Source organism: Microbacterium sp. bgisy203 (assembly GCF_965345155.1).
GTDB lineage: Bacteria > Actinomycetota > Actinomycetes > Actinomycetales > Microbacteriaceae > Microbacterium.
Genome location: NZ_CBDRLZ010000004.1, coordinates 80,127 through 104,425, shown reverse-complemented (window position 1 = coordinate 104,425; position 24,299 = coordinate 80,127). Strand labels below are relative to the sequence as shown.

Here is a 24,299-nt window from a genome sequence, read left to right as displayed (position 1 = left end):
GACCCGCGCGGAACGCCCCGCACACGCCCGCGCCCGGCCGCGGTATCGTCGGGTCACCTGCCGGCTTCGACGAAAGGCCCGCCACGAGCACCCCGCCCCCCGCCGTCGCCCCGGCGGCGCGCTTCGCCGCGATCGACCAGCTCATGCGCTCGCGCCTCGGCGTGCACCTCGCGGGGCTGCTCGCGGCGGCGGGCTTCCCGCTCACCGTCGACGACCTCACGCGCCTGACGGGGCGCAGCGCCGCGGCCGTCGAGAGCGCGTTGCAGGATGCCGGCGACGCGGGCGAACTGGGCATCGTCCGGGCGGGCATCCTGCGGACGAGCGACGGCGTCGCGATCACCGCACCGGATGCCGTCGCGCACGTCGTCCGGAACCTCCACCGCGGCCCTCTCGCGCCCGGGTCGGAGACCGACCCTCGGACGCAGCGCGCGGCGCTCGCCCCGTTCCGCGCGGCGCTCCGTGCCGGCGCCCTGTCGGCGCTCGAGGAGTGGGGCTGGGAGCAGACGCCGCCGTACCTGCGCGGCGCCGGCCTGCCCCGCTCGATGCACGACCGCCGCGACGAACGCGACCTCCTCGTGCGCCTCCTCACCGATGCGCGCCGCCAGGAGGCGGTCGCGGCGGCAGATCCCGACGCGCCCTCGGCGCAGATCGACGAAGCCGCGCACGCGATCGCCGACACCGCGACGACGACCGCCGACCTCGGCGACCTCGGCGCGCTGCTCGTCGCGGCGCACCAGGTCCGGCCGGTCGACGGCGCGCCGCCGCACGGCGTCGCCCCCGTCTTCGCGTTCAGCGGCGACCTCGAACGCGCCCGGGCGATCGCCGACGAGGTGCGCGTCGAGCCCGACATCGAGGCCGCGTACGTCGGCGAGGCGGCGGCGCGCGCCGGTTATCACGAGGGCGCCGAGATCGCCGGGTCGGCCGCCGCGGCGGTGCGGGCGGCCGCGGCCCCCGTCGGCGCTCTGCTGCGCGTCGCTCAGGCGGTCGCCGGAACGGCGCTGCACACGGACGACCCGGATGCCGCAGCCGCGCTCGCCGGCGAGGCGCGCGCCCTCGTGGCATCCGCGCTGGAGGTCGACGAGCCGGTCGCCGAAGTCGCGCATCTGAGCCGATCGATCTTCCGGGCCGCGCGCGACCACGAACGGGCGAACGGGGCGACGACCCTCGCAACGGCCGCCGCGGCCCTCGCCCGCGCCGGCGACGACGCAGCCGCCGCGGCCACCGCGGACGCGGCCGACGACCTCGTGGACGGGATCGTGGTGGCTTCGCTGCGCGCGCGGACGCTCGCCCGCCTGTCGGCGCGTCTGCGCGGCCGCAGCGCCGCCCTCACCGACCGCGCCGATCGTCTCGGCGAACGCGCCGTCGAAGCGGCCCGCGAGGACCTCGCGACGCGGGCCGAGGTCGCGCGACTCCTCGTCGACACCGGCCCCGCCACCGGCCCCGACCCCGACCCGCCCGCCGTAGGCGATACGCGACGCGCCGAACCGCTCGCCCGCGCCGTGCTCGCGGAGGTCGCCTCCTCCGACACCCTCGTGCCGCGCGGCGTGCTGCACGACGCGGCCGCCGCGCTCGACCGGATCGCACCCGACGGCCCCGCCGTCGCAGCGGCCCGGGCGACGGTCGAACGGGTCGCCGACGCCCGCCACGGCACCGCGATGGAGCGCACCTCCCGCGCGCTCCACGAGGCGGTCGTCCTGGCCGAGGCGGCGGCGATCCTCGATCGCGCGGGCCTCGCGGACGAAGCGACCGCCGCGGCCGGGCGCGCGAGGGAGATCGCCGATCGCATCCCCGCTTCCGCCCGCGCCCGCACTCTCGCCCGGATCGCCGCGGAACTGCTCCCCGCCCGAACGCCCGCGGTCTTCGACCTCGGCATCCGGGCCGCCGACGACGAGCGGAGCGGATCATCGCGCTATCGCGATGCCGGGGCCGCCGAACTCGTCGCCGCCGCTGCGGCGGGCGCCGAGGCGGGCCTGGGCGGCAGCGAGCCCGCGGACGCCGACCGCGCCGCCCGGCTCGACGAGGTCTTCACGCAGGCGACCCGCAGCCTCCGTCACCACGGCGAGGCCGCCGCGCTCATGCGCCTCGCCGACCTCGACGCCCGTGCGGGCCGGCAGGAACGGGCCGAACGTCTCGCCCGCGACGCGCTCGTCGCGGCGCGCGCGCCCGACCCCGTGCGCCGCGGGCGGGCGCGTGCCGCCCTCGCCGCCGCACGGGACGGCGTGGTGTCCGCGCCCGGCGCAGAATCTCCGGCATCCCCGCCGCACGACTCGGACACGGCGCAGAGCTGGGCGGACACGGCGCAGCGGTGGCTCAGCGACGGCTACCCCCTGAGCGACCTCGCCGCGCTGAAGAGCGCCGATCCCCGGGTGTGGTCCCGGGTCTCGGCGCTCATGTCGAGCGAACTGGCACGCTGAGGGCGCGACGGGTCAGTGCTGCCCGTCGGTCGTGGTCTCACCGCTCGGGTCGGTCTCAGGCGCCGTCCCGGGTGCCGGCACCCCGTCCGTGTCGAGCACCGCCGTCGGGATGAGTCCCGTGCCCTGCGCGTCGGGGTGGACGAGTGCCGCCGCCGCCGGACCGCGGACCGCGTCGTGCGCGCTCATCTTCGGTTCGAGGGCTTCGGCCGCCTGGATGTCCTTGCCGTTGAGCAGCAGGTTGAGGAGGATCGCGACGATCGCGCCCGCCGAGATGCCCGAATCGAAGATCAGCTGGAACCATTCGGGGAACCGGCCGTAGATGTCGGGGGTCACGGTCGGCAGCAGTGCGACACCGATCGAGATCGCGACGATGAGGACGTTCTTGTTGTTGAACTTGACCTTCGACAGGGTGCGGATGCCGGAGGCCGCGACCATCCCGAACAGCGCGATCCCGGCGCCGCCGAGCACCGCCCGGGGCACGCCCTCGACGATCGCGGACACCTTGGGGATGAGGCCGAGGACGATGAGGATCGCACCCGCCATCGTCGCGACGTAACGCGACCGCACTCCGGTCAGCGACACGAGCCCGACATTCTGGGCGAACGCCGTGTAGGGGAACGTGTTGAACATCCCGCCGAGCACCGTGCCGAGACCGTCGGCGCGCAGGCCGTCGGCGAGCTGTCTGCGCGTGACGGGCCGGTCGACGATCTCGCCGACGGCGATCATGTCGCCCGTCGTCTCGGTCATGATGACGACGCCGACGATGCACATCGCGATGATCGAGGCGATCTCGAACTGCGGCAGTCCGAAGTGGAACGGGGTGACGATCGCGAACCATCCGGCATCCCCCACGTGCGACCAATCCGTCATGCCGGGCACGAGGAGTGCCACGAGCGTGCCGACGACGAGGCCGAGGAGGACCGAGACGCGAGCGAACGCGGGCGGCGCGAAGCGCTCGACGAGCACGATGAACAGGAGCGTTCCGGCGGCGAAGGCGACGTTCACGACGGGAGCGCCGGGTTCTGCCTCACTCGAGCCCGTCATGATCCAGCCGGCGGCGACACGCATGAGCGAGAGCCCGATGATGAGGATGACGGTGCCGGTCACGATCGGCGGGAAGAACCGCAGCAGCTGCGCGAAGAACGGCGCGACGAGGATCATGAACAGGCCGCACGCGATGACGGATCCGAAGATCGTCTGGATGCCGTGTTGCTGCCCGATCGCGATCATCGGCCCGACCGCGGCGAAGGTGACGCCCTGCATGAGCGGCAGGCGGACCCCGAACCTCCAGAAGCCGACCGATTGGATGATCGTCGCGATGCCCGCGATGAACAGGTCGGCGCTGATCAGGAACGCGAGGTCGGCGGGGTCGTAGCCGAGGGCTCCGCCGACGATGAGGGGCACGGCGACGGCGCCGGCGTACAGCGCGAGGACGTGCTGGAGTCCCAGCGGGAAGAGTCTCGCGAGGGGCGGGATCGCATCGACCCCGTTGTCCTCGGCGCGTTCGCGACGCGCGGCGGCTTTCGCGGCCTTCTGCTCGGCCTTCTGTTCGGTGGTGGTCATGGCGGCTCCCGTCAGTGGGGGCGCGGGCGGCTCGCACCCCGTCGTGACGATGACGTTAAGCCAGGACTGAAGACCGGTTCCACCGAAATCCGGTTCCGTTCGCGAGATTTCACAGGCCGAAACGGCCCGGAAACACGGGGCGCGGGGGTTGCGGGCGGGGGTTGCGCGGGGCGCGGGGGCGCGCGTTGTTCGGAGATCGGGCGTTCTGCGGACATTCGACGCCGAATCTGTCCGAAGAACGCGGGATCTCCGAAGAACCGCGGCGCGGTGAGGGGTGGTGGGGGCGAGGGGTGGCGGGGTGAGGGGGCGCGGGTGGGTCAGAGGCGCTGAGCGATGGATGCCGCGACACTCAGCCACGCGTCGCGGGTCTCGGGAGAGAGCGCCTCGAAGTCGATCGGTCCCCCGTCGACGAGAGCGGCGTCGAACGGCACGTGCACGACGTCGGCCGTGACCTGCGCGAAGTGGCGCTCGAGACGCTCGGCGAGCTTGCGATCGGGCTTCGCCGACGGCGCCGCGAGAATCGTGACGGCCTCGTCGATCTTCTGGTCGAAGCCCTTCTCGCGCAGCCCGTCGAGCAGCCACGCCGCGCTCGCGGCGGTGTCCTCGCGCACCGTCGAGACGATGACGAGCTGGTCGGCGGCGGCGACGGCGGCGACCCAGTTCGAGGCGCGCATGTTGTTGCCGGTGTCGACGATCAGCAGGCGGTAGTACCGCGAGAGCACGCCGTGCAGGCGGTCGAAGGCGGCGGCGTCGATGGTGGAGGATGCCGCGGCATCCTCATCGGACGCGAGCACATCGAAGCGCGCGTCCACCTGCGTGCGGACGTACGTGTCGAGCGCGGCGAGGCTCGCCTGGGTGGGCTCGGTGAACTGATCGAGGTGCTCGAGCAGATCGACGGCGGTGCGGTGGTGCGGGGCGTTCTGGGCGCGCCAGCCGAGCGTGCCGCGGGTCTCGTTGTTGTCCCACGCGAGGGTCGCGCCGCCCCGCTGCGTGCCGAAGGTCGCGGCGAGCAGCAACGTCGAGGTCGTCTTGTGAGCGCCGCCCTTGGGGTTCAGGATCACGATGGTCCGCGGGCCGTCGAGGCGGCGCTGCACCGCGCGCTCGCGGTCGAGGCGCGACTGCTCGGCCTTGCCGGGACGCGGCGAGATCGCCCCGCCGGTCGCGCGGCGGACGGCGCCCTGCCAGCCTTCGGTCGCGCGCGGCTTGGCGCGGTCGGTGCGCGAGTTCAGCAGGTCTTCGACGGTCGGCCTCGCCCGCTGGGCGGGGTCGCGCAGCGCGCTCTCGCGCCGGGTCGCGTCGCTGCGGAGCATCGGCGCGGGCTCGGGCTGCGGGCTGGGCGCGGGCTGCGGGCTGGGCTCGGGCTGCGGGCTCGGCGCGGGGATCGGCGCGGGCGCCGCGACCGGTGCCGTTTCCGGGGCAGGCGCGGACGCCGGGGCAGGCGCAGGCTCCGAAGCAGGCGCAGGCTCCGAAGCAGGCACGGTCGCCGACTCCACGACAGACGCGGGCGCCGCGGCATCCGTCGAGCGCACGTCTGCTTCGCCGGCGTCGCGCACCGCACGCGGGGCCGACGCGGGTTCCCCGTCCTCGGTCTCTGCGAGCGCGGTCGCCTCGATGAAGGTCCCGTCGGGGTGGACGATCAGCGGCCAGCGCACGTCGCCCTGCACGACCATCGCGGTCACCGGCTCGCCCGCCGACGCGGCGAGCTGACGGATCGCCTCGATCACGCGGTGGCGCAGGGTCTGCTCGGTCGAGGCGAACACCTCGTCGACCTCGCCCCGCACGTGGATCTCGGCGGCCGTGGTCGACGTGAAGTGGACGGTCGGTTCGAAGGTCGCGGTTCCCATGGGGAGCCTTTCTGTCAGGTCGAGCGAGTCGGGTCGGGCGAGGAGCGTCGGGCGGAGCGGGTCGAGCGGAGAGGCGCGGCGCGCCCCGTCACATCCGGAACACGGCGTGCACGGGTCCGCAGACCTCTTGCCCGCCGAGCTCGACGAGGTCGATGATGACGGCGGTGCCGGCGAGCGCGAGGTCGAGCTGGGCGATGAGCTGGTGGCCCGCGCGGAGCGTGCCGCCGGTGGCGAGGATGTCGTCGACGAGCAGCACGCGGGTTCCCGGCGCCAGGTCGTCGCTCATCTGGATCGTGGCGGTGCCGTACTCGAGGTCGTAGTCGACGGATGCCGCGGGACGCGGCAGCTTGCCGGCTTTGCGGATCGGCACCATGCCGACCCCCGCCGCGATCGCCACCGCTCCCGCGAGGATGAAGCCGCGCGCCTCGATGCCCGCGACGACGTCGAACTGCCCTGCGAACGGCGCGATGACCGCATCGACGACCGCACGGAACGCCGGTCCGTCGGCGAGCAGCGGAGTGATGTCGCGGAAGAGCACGCCCGGTTCGGGGAAATCAGGGGTCGTCACGATGAGGGATTCGGCGCGCGCGAGGTCGTCGGAGGTCACCTGCCCAGGGTACGCGCTCCGCCCGGATTCCCTGTGCGTAAGCGCTTACACTAGACTGTCGGGATGAGTTCGCAGCTGACCTCCCCACCCGCTTCCCCCGCGCACCTCCCCGCCATAGGCGAGAACCGCCCCGGCGCCGAGTGGTGGCGCACCGCCGTCATCTACCAGATCTACCCGCGCTCGTTCGCCGACGCGTCCGGCGACGGCATCGGCGACCTCGCCGGCGTCACCGCCCACCTCGACGACCTCCGCGCCCTCGGCGTCGACGCCGTGTGGCTCAGCCCCTTCTACCGGTCGCCGCAGAAGGATGCCGGGTACGACGTCGCCGACTACCGCGACATCGACCCTCTCTTCGGCACGCTCGCCGACTTCGACGAGATGCTCGCCGCCGCGCACGACCGCGGCATCCGCGTCATCGTCGACCTCGTCCCGAACCACTCCTCCGACCAGCACGTCTGGTTCCAGGAGGCGCTGGCCGCCGAGCCCGGCAACGCCGCGCGCGCCCGCTACCTCTTCCGCGACGGGGCGGGCGAGAATGGCGAACTGCCGCCGAACAACTGGGAGTCCGTCTTCGGCGGCCCCGCGTGGACCCGCACGACCGACCCCGACGGCACCCCCGGACAGTGGTACCTGCACCTGTTCGACACGACGCAGCCCGACTTCGACTGGGCCAACCCCGAGATCCAGGAGGAGTTCCGCGGCATCCTGCGCTTCTGGCTCGACCGCGGCGTCGACGGGTTCCGTGTCGACGTAGCGCACGGCCTGGTGAAGACCGACGGCCTCCCCGACCACGTGCCGGCCGTCGACCCCGACACGGCCCACGGGGACAGCATGGGCGGCGACGATGACGACGTGCCGTACTGGGGTCAGGACGGCGTGCACGAGATCTACCGCGACTGGCACCGGGTGCTCGCGGAGTACGACGGCGACCGCCCGCTGTGCGCCGAGGCGTGGCTGCCGACGGTCGACCGGACCGCCGAATGGGTGCGCTCCGACGAGATGCACCAGGCGTTCAACTTCCCTTACCTGATGACCGAGTGGGACGCCCCGGCGATCCGCGAGGTGATCTCCGAGTCGCTGCGCGCCTTCCCCGCCGTGGGTGCGCCCGCGACGTGGGTGCTCTCGAACCACGACGTCGTACGGCACGCGTCGCGGCTCGCGCTGACGGCCGAGAACCCGCAGGGTCACGGCATCGGACCAGACTCCCCCGGACAGCCGATCCCCGAGGTGGGCCTGCGCCGCGCCCGCGCCGCGACGACCGTCATGCTCGCCCTGCCCGGATCGGCGTACCTGTATCAGGGCGAAGAGCTCGGGCTTCCCGAGGTCATCGCCCTGCCGGGGGAGGTCCGTCAGGACCCGACGTGGTTCCGCACCGACGGCGAGCGCTACGGCCGTGACGGATGCCGCGTGCCGATCCCGTGGACGGCGGATGCCCCGGCCTACGGCTTCAACGAGACCGGCGCATCGTGGCTGCCGCAGCCGGCGGAGTGGGCGACCCTCGCCCGCGACGTGCAGGAGCAGGACCCCGAATCGACGCTGTGGCTCTACCGCACCCTGCTCGCGACGCGCGCCGCCGAGGGCCTCGGCGCGGCGGCGCCCACCGGTCTCGAGTGGCTCGACGGCTACGGCGACGACGTGCTCGCGTTCCGCACGGGCGGCATCACCGTCATCGCGAATGCGTCGGATGCCGCCGTCCCGCTCCCCGCGGGGACTGTGCTCGTCGCGAGCGAGCCGTTCGAGGGCAGCGAGCTGCCCGTCGACACGGCCGTCTGGATGCACGCCGGCTGACATGCCGAGCCTCGACGACGTCGCCCGCGCCGCCGGGGTCTCCACGGCGACCGTGTCACGCGCCCTCAGCGGGCGCGGGCGGACGTCGGAGGAGACCCGCGAGCGGGTGCGGGCGGCGGCCGAGGAGCTCGGCTATGTGGCATCCGCCACCGCGTCGAGCCTCGCCTCGGGCCGCGCCGAGAACATCGGCGTCGTCGTGCCGCTCATGGACCGATGGTTCTTCGCGACCGTGCTCGACGGCATCGCCTCGGTGCTCGCCCCGCACGGCTACGACATCACGCTCTACAACCTGACCGATGACCAGGCGCAGCGCCGGCGCCTGTTCGACACGGCCCTGCGTCGCGGGCGGGTGGACGCCCTCATCGTGCTGTCGGTGGAGCTGTCGGATGCCGAGGTCGCGCGCCTCTCGTCTCTCGGCCTGCCGGTCGTGGGGCTCGGCGTCCCCCGCGCCGAGCTGCCGGGCCTGCGCGTCGACGACACCGCCGTGGGGCGGCTCGCGACGGAGCATCTGCTGGCGCTCGGCCATCGCGACATCGCGCACATCGGCCTCTCGCGCAGGGATGGGCGCGAGGCCCTCGACATCCCCACGCGCCGCCGCCAAGGCTTCGACGACGCCGTCGCGGCGGCACGAAAAGCAGGGTCAACCGTCACGGCCCGCTTCGTCGAGGCTGATTTCACGGTCTCCGGCGCGCGCCGGGCCGCATCGGCCCTGCTTTCGGAACCTCAACCGCCGACGGCGGTGTTCGCCGCCTCGGACGAAATGGCCTACGGGGTGCTCGCCGCCGCGCGCGACCGTGGGCTGTCGGTGCCCGGCGACCTCTCGGTGATCGGCGTCGACGGTCACGACCTCGCGGCGCTGTTCGACCTGACGACGATCGACCAGTTCCCGCACGCTCAGGGCGAGCGGGTGGGCGCCGCCGTCCTCGCCGCGCTCGGGGTCGGGGGGGTCGATGCCGGGCGACCCCCCGAGGCTCCCCTTACCGAGGCATCCCTGCCCTTCCACCTGGTCCCCCGGGCCACCACCGCCCCACCCTCCTGACCGACCCGCCCCGCCGGCTCGCGGGCAGAGGGCGCGGGCAGAGGGCGAGGCCAAAGGGCGAGGGCAGAGGGCGGGAAAGTAGGCTCGGAGCATGAGCATCGATCTCGAGGCCCTGTACATCGACCTGCACCGGCACCCGGAGCTCTCCTTCCAGGAGACCCGGACGGCCGGCGTCATCACCCGCGAACTGGCCGCGCTCGGCCTCGACTACGTCGAGGGCATCGGCAAGACCGGCGTCGCGACGACGGTCACCGGCGCGAAGGAGGGCGACGGCCCCGTCGTCTGGCTCCGCGCCGACATGGACGGGCTCCCCGTCGAGGAACAGACCAGGCTCCCCTACGCCTCCACCGCTCGCGGCACCGACCCGGCGGGCACCGACGTCCCCGTCATGCACGCGTGCGGGCACGACATGCACGTCACCGCGATGCTCGGCGCCCTCGAGCGCCTCGTCGCCACCCGCGACGAGTGGTCGGGCACCGTCGTCGCCGTCTTCCAGCCCGCCGAGGAGTACGGCGCGGGCGCGCAGGCGATGATCGCCGACGGCGTGCTCGACCGGTTTCCGAAGCCCGACATCGTCCTCGGCCAGCACCTCACGCCCCTCCCGGCCGGCCAGGTCGGCGTCCGCCCCGGCACGCAGATGGCGGCATCCGACGGGCTCACCGTCCTCCTCCACGGCCGCGGCGGCCACGGCTCGCGCCCACACGCGACGATCGACCCCGTCGTCATGGCGGCGGCGACGGTCATGCGCCTGCAGACGGTCGTCTCCCGCGAGGTCGACCCGCGCGAGATGGCGGTCGTCACGGTCGGCTCGATCCACGCGGGCCTGAAGAACAACATCATCCCGGCCGAGGCGAAGCTCGAGCTCAGCCTCCGCTACCCCGACGACGAGGCCCGCGTCGACGTCCTCGCCCGCGTCGAGCGGGTCGTCCGCGCCGAGGCGGCGGCCTCGGGCGCCGAGCAGGAGCCGACGATCACCGTCGACCACTCGCTCCCCCCGACGATCAACGACCCGGCCGCGACCGCGCGCCTGGTCGCGGCCTGGTCGCGCGCGTTCGGCGAGGAGTCGGTCGTCGACCCGGGCATGTTCACCGGCAGCGAGGACGTCTCGTGGTTCGCGCGCGAGGCCGGCGTCCCGCTCGTGTACTGGTTCTGGGGCGGCGTCGACCCGCAGGAGTATGCGGATGCCGAAGCGCACGGCACGATCAACGAGGACATCCCGACCAACCACTCGCCGTTCTTCGCGCCCGTCCTCCACCCGACGATCGAACGCGGCGTCGAGGCGCTCGTCGCGGCGGCGCGGGAGTTCCTCGCATGAGCTGGGCCGACCTGGGCGTCCCCGAGCCGAGCGGCAACGAGACACCGGCACCGAAGCCGGCGAAGCAGCCCACGCCCCCCAAAGAGCCGAAGCCCCCGAGGACCCCGAAGCAGCCGGGCAGCGGCGGCGGCTCCCGCACCCCCCTGATCCTCGGGATCATCGCCGGCATCCTGCTCATCGCGGTCATCGTGACCCTCGCCATCGCCCTCACCCGCCCGAGCGGCGACGCGCAGCCCGCCCCCGCGCCGCCGACGAGCGAGCCGGGCACCGCGAGCCCCGCGCCCACGCCGACGGCCACAGCGACCGACGAGGTCGGCCCACCCACGGCAATGACGTTCTCGGGCACCGGCTTCGTCCTCACCGACGAGGACGGCGACGAGGTCTTCACGTACGCGTGGCGAGACGACGCGCAGGATGCCGTCGACGCGCTCACCGAGGCCTTCGGTGCGGCGCCCACGCAGCGCGTCGAGCCGGGCGACGGCACGCACTATCCCGACTACACGGTGTATCAGTGGGACGGATTCCTGCTCTTCGACATGATCGAGTCGACCGGCGGCGCGACGCGAGACACGTACCCCCAGCCCTCGTACGTGCTGTTCTCGCGCAACGAGGTCGGCGGCATCGCGATGGAGGCCGAGCACGGACTCGAGATCGGGATGCCGATCGCCGCCGTGCGCGCCGCGGGCCCCGACCAGGAGATCCCGCGCGGCAACGTCGGCGCGATCCGCTTCGTCTTCGACCAGGAACGCTCGGCCGGCGACGATCCGCTGCAGTACAGCACGTTCGCCGACACCGACGGCTCGGTCGTGACGGCGGTGCTGTACTACCGCTACTCGAGCCTCTGACGCGCGTTCCCGGCGCCGGCGCGGGGTGCACGCTCGCGCGCGTCGATGACCTCCTGCCCCGACAGGATGCCGGGGAGCCCCCGCCCCCGCGAGGTCGTGAACACCAGGATCAGCGAGACGACGGCGAACACGAACGACAGCCACTGCCACCCCTCCGGCACGAGCCCGAGCAGCAGGTATCCGCCGATGCCGCCGACGAATCGGAGGACGCGTGCGAACGGGCGCGGGAGCGGCCCGCCCGTGTAGCGGAGTTCGACGGTGACGTCGCCCGGCGTCCGGCCCGTCGCGAGGGTCGCTATCGCCCACACGACGAGCGGCACGACCGCGGTGGCGACGGATGCCGCATCGCCCGCGACGACGGCGGCCCGGTCACGGACGACGTACTGCAGCCACACCTGCACCGCGACGCCTGCCGCAAATCCCACGAGCGCGCTCGCGAGCAGGTCGCACACCATCGCCAGCAGACGCCGGCCGCGGGTCACGGGGCGGGGCACTCCGGCATCCGCCGCTTGCGCCGCTCCCCGGTACTCGCGGGGCACGAGGAACCCGAGGAGCGACCCGAGGAGCGCGCCGACCGTGTTCGTGAGCAGGTCGTCGACGTCGAAGACACGGTAGGCGCACGGGTAGAGCCCCCAGACGCCGGTCAGCTGTGTCGTCTCGATGGCGAGCGAGACGCCGAAGCCGACGAGGAGAGCCACGACGATCCCGCGCCCGCCGAGCACGCGCAGGAAGAAGCCGAGGGGCACGAACAGCAGCACGTTGAGCGCGAGCTGGAGCACCGCGAAGTCGGTGACGCTCCGCGCCGAACGGAGGTCGTCGAGGAATGCCGTGAGGTCGAGGTTCACGCCCGCGCAGACGTAGTCCGTGCTGTCGGGGAGCGGCAGCAGCGTGTACGTCCAGATCGCGAGGAAGTAGACCAGCGCCGCCGCCCAGAGGAGGAATCGGCCGATCGTGAGACCCCCGCGGCGCCGGTAGCTGAGGGCGACGAACGGGACGAACAGGGCCACGCCGACGAGCGCGCCGAGGCCGATCGCGACCGCTCCCGAATACACCTCGTTGCCCATGCCTCGATCCTTGCAGGCGCCTGGATTGCGCGCAGGTCACGGGAGGCGTAATGTCGCCCGCCGTGACTGACGACGAACGCGTCGGGGCAGACGAGGCTCCGATCGCGAAACGCATCCTCATCGGGGAGCCTCTGACGAGCGAAGAGCTCGAGGGGCAGCTGCTGCCGAAGAAGATGGCGCTGCCGATCTTCGCCTCCGACGCCCTGTCGTCGGTGGCCTACGCGCCGCAGGAGCTCCTGATGATCCTGCTCATCGGCGGCACCGCGTTCCTCGCCTTCAGCCCGTGGGTCGCCGCGGCGGTCGTCGCCCTGCTCATCGTCGTGGTCCTCAGCTACCGCCAGCTCATCAAGGCGTACCCCTCCGGCGGCGGCGACTACGAGGTCGCGCGCACGAACCTGGGCGAGAAGGCCGGCGTCATCGTCGCGGCGGCGCTCCTCGTCGACTACATCCTCACGGTCGCGGTGTCGGTGGCATCCGGCGTCGACAACATCATCTCCGCGCTGCCGGGACTCGCCGCGTGGCGGGTCGAACTCGCGGTCGGCTTCGTCATCCTCATCATCCTCGTGAACCTCCGCGGCGTCCGCGAGGCATCCACCGCCTTCGCGATCCCCACCTATCTCTTCATCGGGTCGGTGCTGCTCATGATCGTCGTCGGGCTCATCCGCTGGAGCCTCGGCGACCCCCCGACGGCATCGAGCGCCCAGTACGCCGTACAGGCCCAGGACATCTCGCAGGCGGCGGTGTTCCTGCTCATCCTCCGCGCCTTCTCGAGCGGCTGCTCCGCCCTCACGGGCGTCGAAGCGGTCTCGAACGGCGTCCCCGCCTTCCGCCGCCCGAAGGTCAAGAACGCTCAGACGACGCTCGTGCTCATGGGATCGATCGCGATCCTGATGTTCGCGGGGCTCACGCTCCTCGCACTCGTGGCCGGAGTGCACTATTCCGAGAACCCGTGCCACCTCGTCGGCTTCGACTGCAAGAACGCGATCCAGCCGAGCCTCATGGCCCAGGTCGCCGCGGCGACCTTCGGCGAGGGGAGCATCGCGTTCTTCGTGATCCAGGCGGCGACGGCGTGCGTCCTTCTCCTCGCTGCCAACACGGCGTTCAACGGCTTCCCGCTGCTGGGGTCGGTGCTCGCGCGCGACGGCTACGCCCCGAAGGCGCTCAACACGCGCGGCGACCGTCTCGTCTACTCCAACGGCATGATCATCCTGGGCCTCGCGGCGATCGCCGTCCTGATCGTCTTCCAGGCGCGACTGACGACCCTGATCCAGCTGTACATCATCGGCGTGTTCGTGTCGTTCTCGCTCGGGCAGCTCGGCATGGTCAAGCACTGGCGACGCGAGCTGCGCCTTCTCCCGAAACGGGCGGTCGGCGAGCGCCGCGCGGCCATGACGGGTCTCTTCATCAACTCGCTCGGCGCGACGTTCACCATCGTCGTGCTCGTCATCGTGACGGTGACGAAGTTCACGCACGGCGCATGGCTCGTCTTTCTCGCGATCCCGGTGCTGTCCTTCCTCATGGTCGGCGTCCACCGCTACTACCGCGACGTCGAGCACGAGATCACGATGGACGACGACGTGCACTTCGGGGCGACCGGCGACGTCGCGATCGTCCTCGTCGGCAAGCTCCAGAAGCCCGTCGCGAAGGCCATCGACTACGCCCTGGCCGCAAAGCACGACAAGACCCTCGCCGTGCACATCGCCGTGAGCGCCGACGATGCCCGCACCGTCCAGGAGGAGTGGGAATACCACCGGATGCCGATTCCGCTCCTCGTCATCGAGTCGCCCTACCGGCAGTACGCGACCCCGCTCGCGCAGTTCATCACCGAGTACCGCCAGAAGCACGGCTCGTCGGTCGTCACCGTCTACCTGCCGCAGTACATCGTGGGGCACTGGTGGGAGACGTTCCTGCACAACCGGCGCGCCCGCCGCATCGCGCAGCAGCTGATGCTCGTCCACGGCGTGCAGATCACGCTCGTCCCGTGGCTGCTCGACTCGTCGGAGGTCATCTACGGCCGCCGCTCGCGCCCGATGCCCGGCGACGACCGCGCCGGCCGCATCTCGTCGTACGGCCTGGTCTCGCACACCGACGACGAGGCCTGAGCCTCCGGCATCCCGTCTCGGGTCGGGCGCCACATCGCTGTTCGGGCGCCACATTCCTGAGCGCCCCGGATCTCGGGCGCCTGTCTGCTGTTCAGGCGCCACATTCCTGAGCACCCCGGATCTCGGGCGCCACATCGCTGTTCGGGCGCCAGAGAACTGTGGCGCCCGAACAGAAAAGTGGCGCCCGAACGCAGCCTCACCGAACACAGCCTCACCGAACGCAGCCTCACCGAGCAAAGCGCCCTGCGCACCCGGTGGAGCACATCAGCCGCGCCCGAGCAGCACGCCTTCGCGGCGACGCGCCAGGTCGTCCAGGCGCGCGTCGACCGCCGCGGATCGCGCGGCGAGATCGCTTTCGAGACGGGTCAGACGCACATCCAGATCGGATGCCTCGGCCTGCGCGGCCGTGATGCGGTCGCGCACCATCCAGTCGCTGAGGATGTTGTCGAACAGGACGTCGAACACGGCGAGCTCCTGCGAGATCTCGACGCCGCGCACCGCGCCGCCGCCGATGTCGGCGAGCTCGACGCGCAGCCGCTCGAGGGCGCGGTTGACGCCGGCGAACGCGGCGGTCGCCTCATCGAGGCGCTGATGCTTCATCAGATCGGCGACGAACCCTCCGCCGAAGAACGTGTCGTAGGTCGACCACCCGCCCGCGCTGTCGAGGGCGCGCACCGCGACCGCGAGCGCCTGCCGTGCGGCGACGGATGCCGCGACGGCCTCCGCGATCTCGCGCTTCTCGTCGCTCGCCGCCCCGGTGCTCGCGGCGATCTCGGTCAGCTCCCCCGCGTCCCCTGCGGCGCGCAGCTCGGCCTCGTGCGCAGCGAGCGCCGCCGCAAAGGCCTCCTCGACATCTCCGAGGGCCGCGCGTTCCGCGCCGATGCGCAGGGCCTCGGCATCCGCCGAACGCTTGCGCTCCTGCGCGCCCGCGACGGCGCGCGCCGCGGCATCGCGCTCGGCGCGTTCGGTCGCGGCGCGCTCGTCGGCGTCTCCGCGGAGCGTCGCCCACAGCCGCGTCGGCGACATCCCCTCGATGCGGCGGACGTCGGCCTCTTCGACGGCGAGGCGTGCCTCGAGGTCGGCGAGTTCGGCGGCACGCGTCGCCGCGAACTCCTGCGCCGCCGCGAGGCTCGCCCCGAGCGAGCGGTACCGCTCGCGATCGGCGGCCGTCCGGATCAGGGCATCGAGCGAAGGGGAGGGATCGGTCATCGCCCCAGCGTCGCACACCCGCGCCCCCGGACACCCGACCCGCCACCCCCGGATCCCACCCCATCGGCGGGGCGTAGCCTAGAAGGCGTGACTTCCCCGACCCCGACCGCCGCGCCGGCGCACGGCACCCCGAGTTCGGACGACGCGACGCGCGAGAGCGAACCCCTGGATGCCGCGGCCCTGCGTGCCGACTTCCCGATCCTCGATCAGGAGGTGAACGGGCATCCCCTCGTCTACCTCGATTCGGCGGCGACCAGTCAGCGGCCGCTGCCGGTCCTCGACGCCGAGCGGGAGTTCCTGCTGCGCCATAACGCCGCCGTCCACCGCGGCGCACACACCCTCGCCGCCGAGGCGACCGACCTGTTCGAAGACGCGCGGGCGACCGTCGCGGGCTTCGTCGGGGCGCAGCCCGACCAGCTCGTCTGGACGAGCGGCGCGACGATGGGCCTGAACCTCGTGGCGTACTCGATCGGCAACGCCTCGATCGGACGCGGCGCCCCGGCATCCGCCCAGCTTGCCCTGCGTCCCGGCGACGAGATCGTGACGACGGCGATTGAGCACCACGCGAACCTCATCCCTTGGCAGGAGCTCGCCGCCCGCACGGGCGCGGTCCTCCGGCACATCCCTGCGCACGACGACGGCACCCTCGACCTGGCGGCGGCCGCCGAGATCATCGGCGCGCGCACCCGCATCGTCGCGTTCACGCACGTCTCGAACGTGCTCGGTATCGTGAACCCGGTCGCCGAGCTCGTCGCGCTCGCCCGGTCGGTCGGCGCGCTGACGGTGATGGATGCCTGCCAGTCCGCGCCGCACCTGCCCCTCGACCTCCCCTCTCTCGGCGTCGACCTCGCGGTCTTCAGCGGCCACAAGATGCTCGGCCCCTACGGCGTGGGCGGACTCTACGGCCGTAGCGAGGTGCTCGAGGCGATGCCGCCGTTCCTCACCGGTGGCTCGATGATCACGACCGTGACGCTCGACGGCGCCGAGTACCTGCCGCCGCCGCAGCGATTCGAGGCCGGCACGCAGCCCATCGGGCCGGCGATCGGACTCGCCGCGGCCGTGCGCTACCTCGACGGCGTCGGCCTCGAGAAAGTGCACGCCCACGAGCGCATGCTCGCCGACCGCATGCGCGCGGGACTCGTCGAGATCCCCGGCATCCGCCTGCTGGGCGATGCGCCCGGAGAGCGCGTGGGCCTCTGGTCGTTCGACGTCGCGGGGGTGCACGCGCACGACGCCGGCCAGTTCCTCGATTCCCGCGGCATCGCCGTGCGCGTCGGCCACCACTGCGCCGCGCCGCTGCACGCGCGCTACGGCGTGACCGCCAGCGTCCGCGCCTCCGCGGCCCTGTACAACACGGTCGACGACGTCGACGCGTTCCTCGATGCCGCCAGCGGCATCCGTCCCTATTTCGGAGTCTGAAAGTCTGACGCATGAGCGACCTCGACGCCCTCTACCGCGAGCTGATCCTCGACCACTCGAAGCACCCGCAGCACTTCGGCCTCGCCGCCGACGACGCCCAGCCCGGATCGAGCGGCACCTCGTACCAGAAGAACCCCGTGTGCGGCGACGAGATCACCCTCCGCGCCCGCGTCGACGGCGAGACCGTCGCCGACGTGACCTGGGAGGGACGCGGGTGCTCGATCTCGCAGGCGTCGGCATCCATGCTCGCCGACCTCGTCGCCGAGGAGGGCCTCAGCCGTACCGAGATCGTGACGCTCGTCGAAGGCTTCCGCGAGGCGCTGCGCTCACGCGGGCAGCTCGAGCTCGACGAGGAGGTGTACGGAGACGCCGCGGCCCTCTCCGGCGTCTCGAAGTTCTCGGCGCGGGTCAAGTGCGCCATGCTCGCGTGGGTGGCCCTCGAAGACGCGATCGCCAAGGCGTGAGCGCGATATGAGTCATCCCGAGGCCGCGTCCCACCTGCCGCACGTCGTCATCATCGGGGGCGGATTCGCCGGCGTGAGCGCCGCCCGCGCCCTCCGGAAAGCTCCCGTGCGGGTGACGCTCGTCGATCGGCGCATCTACAACACGTTCCAGCCGCTGCTGTACCAGGTCGCGACCGGCGGGCTGAACCCGGGCGACGTGACGCACTTCCTGCGGAGCCTGCGCATCCGCCAGCCGAACCTCGACGTCGTGCACGAGCACCTCATGGAGATCGACACGGAGGCGCGGACCGTGCGCCTGCTCGACGGGCAGGAGATGCCCTACGACTACCTCCTGCTCGCGAACGGCGTGACCACCGCCTACCACGGCACGCCGGGGGCGAAGGAGAACTCCTTCGCGGTGTACTCGCGGTCGCAGGCGATCGCGATCCGCGACACCCTGTTCACACGTCTCGAGCGCGCCGCGGTCAAGCCCGACCGCGACAAGGGCCTGTCGGTCGTGGTGATCGGCGGCGGCCCCACCGGCGTCGAGATGGCGGGTGCGCTCGCGGAGCTGCGCGATCAGGGCCTCGAACCCGCCTATCCCGAGCTCGAGGGCGACGCGTTCCGCATCACGCTCGTGCAGCGCAGCGAGATCCTGAAGCCGTTCCTGCCCAAGCTGCGCACCTACGCGCAGAAGCAGCTGCGGCGGCGCGACGTGACGGTCCGCCTGGGCGCCGGCGTCGAAGAGGTGTGCCCCGACTCGGTGCGGCTCTCGGACGGCGAAGTGCTCCCGTCGGACCTCACGATCTGGGCGACCGGTGTCGCGCCGCACGAAGAGGTGCGCGAGTGGAGCCTGCCGCTCGACGCCGGCGACCGCATTCTCGTCGGCGACGATCTCCAGGTGCAGGGCCTCCCGCGTGTGTTCGCCGCCGGCGACGTCGCGAAGACGCCGCAGGACCTGCCGCAGCTCGCCCAACCCGCGATCCAGGGCGGCGCGCACGTCGCGCGGCAGATCCAGCGGCTCCTCGCCGGAGAGCCCACCGAGCCGTTCGAGTACTACGACAAGGGCCAACTCGCGATCATCGGGCGCCGGTCGGCGGTCGGCGAGGTGCCCGGGATCGCGAACCTCCCCGTGCTCCACCGCCTCGGCATCCTGCAGCGCGTGCCGCTGCTGCGCCACATCGTTCCGCTCACCGGCCGCCCCGCCTGGTTCGTGTGGCTGTTCGTGCACATCTCGAGCCTGCTCGGCCCCCGCAACAAGCTGCAGGTCATGGTCGGTCTCGTCGCCCGCTACGGGCCGCGGCTGCACCGCGCGCCCGTGCCGATCGTGGGCGACGTCCCCGCCATCCGCCCCTCGAAGGCGCAGCGCCGCAGGCTCTCGCCCGCCGAGCGCCAGGCGGTCGACGCGGCCGCCGCCGAAGACGCCGGCTGACCCGGGACGCTTCCGGCACGCCGGAGTCGAGCCCCGTCACGATCACCGGCTGACCCGGCCCCGTCACGAAAGCAGGGCCGATCGGCCGATGGCCGGCGCCCGACGCCCGCCCGGGTCGGTTCGCCCTGCTTTCGGAACGGGTCGGCTCCATCGCCCGTGCGGGAGTCCGAGCTCCGCATGGAACGCGTGAGGGCCGCCGCGCCCGGCGTATGGAAACCGTGAGGATGCCCGGCGACTCCCGGGCGCGGGAGTTGTATCGGATCCCGTGATCGACATCGTCTACCTCCTCGCGACGCTCGCCCTGTTCGGGCTCGTCGCGCTCATCGCCCGGGGGGTGGAGAAGCTCAAATGATCTTCTTCTCCTTCCTCGCCGCCGCCCTCGGCGTCGCCGCCATCGTGTACCTCGTGGTCGCGCTCGTGAAGGCCGAGCACTTCTGATGACGGGCACCGACAGCGCCTCGATCTGGTCAGGCATCCTGCAGATCGCCACAGTGATCCTCGCCCTCGTGCTCATCTACCGCCCCCTCGGAGACGGAATGGCACGCGTCTTCACGAGCCCCCGCGACTCCCGTGCCGAGCGCGGCGTCTACCGCGTCATCGGGGTGGATGGCTCGGCCGAACAGACCTGGCAGGCCTACACCCGTGGGGTGCTGCTGTTCTCGCTCGCCGGCGTGGTGTTCGTCTACCTCCTCCAGCGCCTGCAGGCCTTCCTGCCGTACTCGCTGGGCCTTCCCGCGGTGCCGGAGGGACTCGCGTTCAACACCGCCGTCTCGTTCGTGACGAACACGAACTGGCAGAGCTACTCGCCCGAGGTGACCCTCGGCTACACGGTGCAACTCGCAGGCCTTGCGGTGCAGAACTTCGTCTCGGCCGCCGTCGGCATCGCCGTCGCGGTCGCGCTTGTGCGCGGTTTCGCGCGTCGCGGTTCGGCGACGATCGGCAACTTCTGGGTCGACCTCGTGCGCGGCGTCGGTCGCGTGCTGCTCCCCCTCGCCATCGTGATGTCGATCGTCCTGATCATCGGCGGCGTCGTCCAGAACTTCACCGGCTTCACCGACGTCACGACGATCACCGGCGGCACCCAGACCATCCCGGGCGGCCCTGTCGCATCGCAAGAGGTCATCAAGGAGCTCGGCACGAACGGCGGCGGCTTCTTCAACGCGAACTCGTCGCATCCGTTCGAGAACCCCACGCCGTGGACGAACGTGATCGAGATCCTGCTGATCCTCGCGATCCCGTTCTCGCTGCCGCGCACGTTCGGCCGCATGGTCGGCGACAACCGCCAGGGCTACGCCATCGCGGCCGTCATGGGCAGCCTGCTGCTCGCTTCTCTGACCATCGTGACGTGGCTGGAGCTGCGTGCCGCGGGCACCGCCCCCCAAGCTGGCCGGCGGAGCGATGGAGGGCAAGGAGGCGCGCTTCGGCATCTGGAGCTCGACCTTGTTCGCCAGCGCGACCACGGGCACCTCGACGGGCGCCGTCAACTCGATGCACGACTCGTACACCGCACTGGGCGGGATGATGCCGCTGGTGAACATGATGCTCGGCGAGGTCGCCCCCGGCGGCGTCGGCACGGGCCTGTACGGCATGCTGATCCTCGCCGTGATCGCCGTGTTCGTCGGGGGGCTCCTCATCGGCCGCACCCCGGAGTACCTCGGCAAGAGGATCGGGCCGCGCGAGATCACCCTCGCGAGCCTCTACATCCTCGTGACCCCGGCCCTCGTGCTCGGGGGCACCGCCCTGAGCTTCGCGATCCCGGCGATCCGCGACGATGTCACCACGACGTCGATCTGGAACCCCGGCGTGCACGGCATGACCGAGGTGCTCTACGCCTTCACCTCGGCGGCGAACAACAACGGCTCGGCGTTCGCCGGCCTCACCGCCAACACGCCCTGGTTCAACACCGCCCTCGGCGTCGCGATGCTGCTCGGACGCTTCGTGCCGATCGTGTTCGCCCTCGCCCTCGCCGGATCGCTCGCGGCGCAGGAGAAGGTTCCGACCACCGTCGGCACCCTCCCCACCCATCGGCCCCAGTTCGTCGGACTCCTCTCCGTCGTCGCGGTCGTCGTCACTGCACTCACCTATTTCCCCGTTCTCACGCTGGGTCCCCTGGCGGAAGGTCTCGTCTGACATGTCCCTCACCACCTCATCGCGCAACATCTCCGGGCCGGATGCCGAGGCATCCCGCGCCTCGACCGAGACGCCGCGCACCCCCTCGCGCGCGTCGTCGCGCGCGTTCGGCCCCGCCCAGCTCGCGAAGGCGCTGCCCGGCGCGCTGCGCAAGCTCAACCCCGCCGCGCTGTGGCGGGATCCCGTCATGTTCCTCGTGTGGGTGGGGGCGGCGCTGACGACGCTCATCGCCGTCGCCGAGCCGTTCCTCGGCGGCCCCGAGCAGTCCGGCGGCACGACGGTGCCGTGGGGCTTCACATGGCGGATCGCGATCTGGCTGTGGATCACCGTCGTCTTCGCGAACCTCGCCGAATCGGTCGCCGAAGGTCGTGGCAAGGCGCAGGCGCAGTCGCTGCGCAAGACCCGCACCACCACGAAGGCGCACGTCGTCAGCGCGTACGATCCCGCGACCGACGCGGCCGCAGAGCACGCGCCGACCGCCGAGAAGGCATCGAGCGAGCTGACCCTCGGCGACGTGGTCGTCGTAACGGCGGGCGAGCTGATCCCCGGCGACAGCGACATCGTCCACGGCATCGCCACCGTCGATGAGTCCGCGATCACGGGCGAATCGGCGCCGGTGGTACGCGAATCGGGCGGCGACCGGTCGGCGGTCACCGGCGGCACGCGCGTGCTGAGCGACCGCATCGTCGTGCGGATCATCTCGAAGCCGGGGCAGACCTTCGTCGACCGCATGATCGCGCTCGTCGAAGGAGCCTCGCGCCAGAAGACGCCGAACGAGATCGCCCTCGGCATCCTGCTCGCAAGCCTGTCGATCGTGTTCGTCGTCGTCGTGCTGACGCTCAATCCGATCGCCTCGTATGCGGCCTCGCCGGTGTCGGTGCCCGTTCTCGTGGCGCTGCTGGTCTGCCTCATCCCGACGACGATCGGCGCCCTGCTGTCGGCGATCGGCATCGCCGGCATGGACCGTCTGGTGCAGCACAACGTGCTCGCCATGTCGGGGCGCGCCGTCGAGGCCGCGGGCGACGTGTCGACCCTGCTGCTGGACAAGACCGGCACCATCACCTACGGCAACCGCCAGGCCTCCGAGTTCGTCGCCCTCGCCGGGGTCGATGCCGCCGACCTCGCCCGCGCGGCGGCACTGTCGTCGCTGGCCGACCCGACACCCGAGGGCGTGTCGATCGTCGATCTCGCGACCCGGCAGGGCGTGCACGTCGAGGCGCCCGCGGGGTCGACGGCGGTGCCCTTCACCGCCCAGACCCGCATGTGCGGCGTCGACCTCGCCGACGGCACCCAGGTGCGCAAGGGAGCGGCATCCGCCGTGCTCTCCTGGCTGGATGCCGAAGGCGTCACGCTGGGGGCATCGGTACGCGCCCAGGTGATCGCGGAGGCCGAGGCGATCGCGCAGGCGGGCGGCACTCCGCTCGTCGTCGCGACATCGGCGACGCTCTTCGGCGTCGTGCACCTGAAGGACATCGTCAAGACGGGTCTGCGCGAGCGGTTCGACGAGCTGCGCGCGATGGGCATCCGCACCGTCATGGTCACGGGCGACAACCCGCTCACCGCCGCCGCGATCGCGAAGGAAGCGGGGGTCGACGACTTCCTCGCCGAGGCGACGCCCGAAGACAAGCTGGCCCTCATCCAGCGCGAGCAGCGCGGCGGCAATCTCGTCGCGATGACCGGCGACGGCACCAACGATGCCCCCGCGCTCGCGCAGGCCGATGTCGGTGTCGCGATGAACACCGGCACCTCGGCAGCGAAGGAAGCCGGCAACATGGTCGACCTCGACTCCGACCCGACCAAACTGATCGACATCGTGCGCATCGGCAAGCAGCTGCTGATCACCCGCGGCGCGCTCACGACGTTCTCGCTCGCCAACGACATCGCGAAGTACTTCGCGATCATCCCGGCGATGTTCATGGGAGTGTTCCCCGGCCTCGCGGCGCTCAACATCATGGGGCTGCACTCTCCGGCATCCGCCGTGACGAGCGCGATCATCTTCAACGCCGTCGTCATCGTGTTCCTCATCCCGCTGGCTCTGCGCGGCGTGAAGTATCGCGCGCAGAGCGCGTCGAAAACGCTCAGCCGCAACCTGCTGATCTACGGCGTCGGCGGCGTCATCGCCCCCTTCATCGGCATCAAGCTGATCGATCTGGTCGTCAGTCTCATCCCCGGGTTCTGAACCCGACCCGCCGACTTCTCCATCAAAGGAAGCACTTCATGGCCACCATCCGCGCCACCCTGCGCACCACCGGCGTCGCGTCCCGCGCGATGCTCGTCGCGACCCTCGTCCTCGGCGTCGCCTACACCCTGCTCATCACCCTGATCGGCCAGCTCGTGCTGCCCTCTCAGCTTTGGCCTCGTTGCCGACGCCGTACTTCACAGGGATCTGCGCCATCTGGTAGGCCTCGCTGGCGTCGAAGATGTCGCTCACAGGGAACCACTTCTTCGTGTCGTCCTCAGCGGCTTGCGTGATCTGCTCCTTAGTGAGGAACGCAAGGTGGTACTTCAGGCCGGCCTCGTTTTCGGGCGCCTCGCCGAGCAGGTTCAGATAAAGCCGTCGCTCGGGGTATGACCATGCCTTGTTCGCCCATGCGCGCGGATTGCGGTAGGCGTAGGTGCCCCGTAGTCCGATGTTCAGCGAGGTGAGCCGCTGCTGGCCGTCGAGAACAGCGATCACCTCGCGGTCGGTCGGGATGTCGACCACCGGGTTGTGCTTCTTGTCGTAGCCGCTGTAGTCCTTCAAGAACCCGTAGAACTTGAATGCGCCTACGGTTTCCGGCGCGACTTTCCAGGACAGGAAGCTGCCGACCGGGTATCCGCGCAGAACGGAGTCGAAGATCTTGATGACCTGCGACGGCTTCCAGACGTACTCACGCTGGATCGCGGGGAGGATCAACTCGCTCTTCTGGATCAGCTTGAGCGCGGTAGCGATTGTCATCGGTTCTTTGTGGCCCACGCGGAAACACTATCGATGAGGGCGGACGGTCCCGCGACCAAACTGGCGAGGGCGGCAACCCGATCGATTGGGCTTCTGTCGCTGGCACGTCCTTCACGACGAGGAATTGATGTCGGCGGTGGCGTCTAT

The 24,299-nt window shown here is 71.6% G+C and carries 17 protein-coding genes and 1 pseudogene; 12 read left to right on the top strand and 6 right to left on the bottom strand.

Translation table 11 applies throughout. From position 1 onward, the window contains the following. Window positions 1–143 precede the first annotated feature (143 nt). Window positions 144–2,414 carry a hypothetical protein gene (locus ACRVYW_RS08275; protein WP_431803522.1) on the top strand — a complete coding sequence of 757 codons (2,271 nt, stop codon included), beginning with the start codon at window positions 144–146 and terminating at the stop codon, window positions 2,412–2,414. A gap of 12 nt (window positions 2,415–2,426) precedes the next feature. Here ACRVYW_RS08275 and ACRVYW_RS08270 read toward each other — a convergent pair whose 3' ends face one another. The 3 genes from ACRVYW_RS08270 to ACRVYW_RS08260 all read right to left on the bottom strand — a co-directional run bounded on the left by ACRVYW_RS08270 (window position 2,427) and on the right by ACRVYW_RS08260 (window position 6,428). Beyond that, window positions 2,427–3,977 carry a nucleobase:cation symporter-2 family protein gene (locus tag ACRVYW_RS08270; protein WP_431803520.1) on the bottom strand — a complete coding sequence of 517 codons (1,551 nt, stop codon included), beginning with the start codon at window positions 3,975–3,977 and terminating at the stop codon, window positions 2,427–2,429. A 317-nt stretch (window positions 3,978–4,294) separates the two neighbouring features. Next, complete coding sequence (locus tag ACRVYW_RS08265) at window positions 4,295–5,821, bottom strand: MinD/ParA family ATP-binding protein (protein WP_431803518.1); 1,527 nt, start codon at window positions 5,819–5,821, stop codon at window positions 4,295–4,297. Window positions 5,822–5,909: 88 nt separating this feature from the next. Then, window positions 5,910–6,428 carry an adenine phosphoribosyltransferase gene (locus ACRVYW_RS08260; protein ID WP_431803517.1) on the bottom strand — a complete coding sequence of 173 codons (519 nt, stop codon included), beginning with the start codon at window positions 6,426–6,428 and terminating at the stop codon, window positions 5,910–5,912. Window positions 6,429–6,491: 63 nt separating this feature from the next. Between ACRVYW_RS08260 and ACRVYW_RS08255 the strand changes: the two genes are divergently transcribed. The 4 genes from ACRVYW_RS08255 to ACRVYW_RS08240 all read left to right on the top strand — a co-directional run bounded on the left by ACRVYW_RS08255 (window position 6,492) and on the right by ACRVYW_RS08240 (window position 11,415). After that, a complete protein-coding gene (locus ACRVYW_RS08255; RefSeq protein WP_431803515.1) occupies window positions 6,492–8,216 on the top strand; it encodes a glycoside hydrolase family 13 protein in 1,725 nt (574 codons plus the stop codon). A gap of 1 nt (window position 8,217) precedes the next feature. Further along, a complete protein-coding gene (locus tag ACRVYW_RS08250; RefSeq protein ID WP_431803513.1) occupies window positions 8,218–9,255 on the top strand; it encodes a LacI family DNA-binding transcriptional regulator in 1,038 nt (345 codons plus the stop codon). A 91-nt stretch (window positions 9,256–9,346) separates the two neighbouring features. Then, on the top strand, window positions 9,347–10,570 hold the full coding sequence (locus tag ACRVYW_RS08245; protein ID WP_431803511.1) for an amidohydrolase: 1,224 nt from the start codon (window positions 9,347–9,349) through the stop codon (window positions 10,568–10,570). After that, window positions 10,567–11,415 (top strand): hypothetical protein, encoded by an 849-nt coding sequence (locus ACRVYW_RS08240; RefSeq protein WP_431803509.1) that lies wholly within the window; start codon window positions 10,567–10,569, stop codon window positions 11,413–11,415. The genes ACRVYW_RS08245 and ACRVYW_RS08240 overlap by 4 nt, the downstream gene beginning before the upstream one ends. Here the strand turns inward: ACRVYW_RS08240 and ACRVYW_RS08235 are convergent. Next, the gene (locus ACRVYW_RS08235) at window positions 11,400–12,479 is read right to left on the bottom strand and encodes a VanZ family protein (RefSeq protein WP_431803507.1); all 1,080 of its coding nucleotides are present in this window, start codon (window positions 12,477–12,479) and stop codon (window positions 11,400–11,402) included. The two genes, ACRVYW_RS08240 and ACRVYW_RS08235, sit on opposite strands and share 16 nt — an antisense overlap. Before the next feature lie 50 nt (window positions 12,480–12,529). On the opposite strand from ACRVYW_RS08235, the gene ACRVYW_RS08230 reads away from it, so the two are divergent. After that, a complete protein-coding gene (locus ACRVYW_RS08230) occupies window positions 12,530–14,581 on the top strand; it encodes an APC family permease (protein ID WP_431803505.1) in 2,052 nt (683 codons plus the stop codon). 264 nt (window positions 14,582–14,845) lie between these two features. On the opposite strand, the gene ACRVYW_RS08225 is transcribed toward ACRVYW_RS08230, so the two are convergent. Further along, window positions 14,846–15,790, bottom strand: coding sequence for a hypothetical protein (locus tag ACRVYW_RS08225; RefSeq protein WP_431803503.1), 945 nt, complete (start codon window positions 15,788–15,790; stop codon window positions 14,846–14,848). Between the two features lie 165 nt (window positions 15,791–15,955). Here ACRVYW_RS08225 and ACRVYW_RS08220 point away from each other — a divergent pair, with 165 nt between their 5' ends. The 6 genes and pseudogenes from ACRVYW_RS08220 to kdpB all read left to right on the top strand — a co-directional run bounded on the left by ACRVYW_RS08220 (window position 15,956) and on the right by kdpB (window position 23,393). After that, window positions 15,956–17,209, top strand: coding sequence for a SufS family cysteine desulfurase (locus ACRVYW_RS08220; RefSeq protein WP_431803854.1), 1,254 nt, complete (start codon window positions 15,956–15,958; stop codon window positions 17,207–17,209). 11 nt (window positions 17,210–17,220) lie between these two features. Beyond that, window positions 17,221–17,673, top strand: coding sequence for a Fe-S cluster assembly sulfur transfer protein SufU (sufU, locus tag ACRVYW_RS08215; RefSeq protein WP_431803501.1), 453 nt, complete (start codon window positions 17,221–17,223; stop codon window positions 17,671–17,673). A gap of 7 nt (window positions 17,674–17,680) precedes the next feature. After that, complete coding sequence (locus ACRVYW_RS08210) at window positions 17,681–19,084, top strand: NAD(P)/FAD-dependent oxidoreductase (RefSeq protein ID WP_431803499.1); 1,404 nt, start codon at window positions 17,681–17,683, stop codon at window positions 19,082–19,084. A gap of 348 nt (window positions 19,085–19,432) precedes the next feature. Next, a complete protein-coding gene (locus ACRVYW_RS08205) occupies window positions 19,433–19,522 on the top strand; it encodes a potassium-transporting ATPase subunit F (RefSeq protein WP_431803497.1) in 90 nt (29 codons plus the stop codon). After that, a pseudogene (gene kdpA, locus ACRVYW_RS08200) lies at window positions 19,522–21,214 on the top strand (potassium-transporting ATPase subunit KdpA). Before ACRVYW_RS08205 ends, kdpA begins: the two are co-directional and overlap by 1 nt. 1 nt (window position 21,215) lies before the next feature. Then, a complete protein-coding gene (gene kdpB, locus ACRVYW_RS08195) occupies window positions 21,216–23,393 on the top strand; it encodes a potassium-transporting ATPase subunit KdpB (protein WP_431803495.1) in 2,178 nt (725 codons plus the stop codon). Between the two features lie 135 nt (window positions 23,394–23,528). Here kdpB and ACRVYW_RS08190 read toward each other — a convergent pair whose 3' ends face one another. Next, a complete protein-coding gene (locus tag ACRVYW_RS08190) occupies window positions 23,529–24,170 on the bottom strand; it encodes a DUF262 domain-containing protein (protein ID WP_431803493.1) in 642 nt (213 codons plus the stop codon). Window positions 24,171–24,299: the final 129 nt, after the last annotated feature.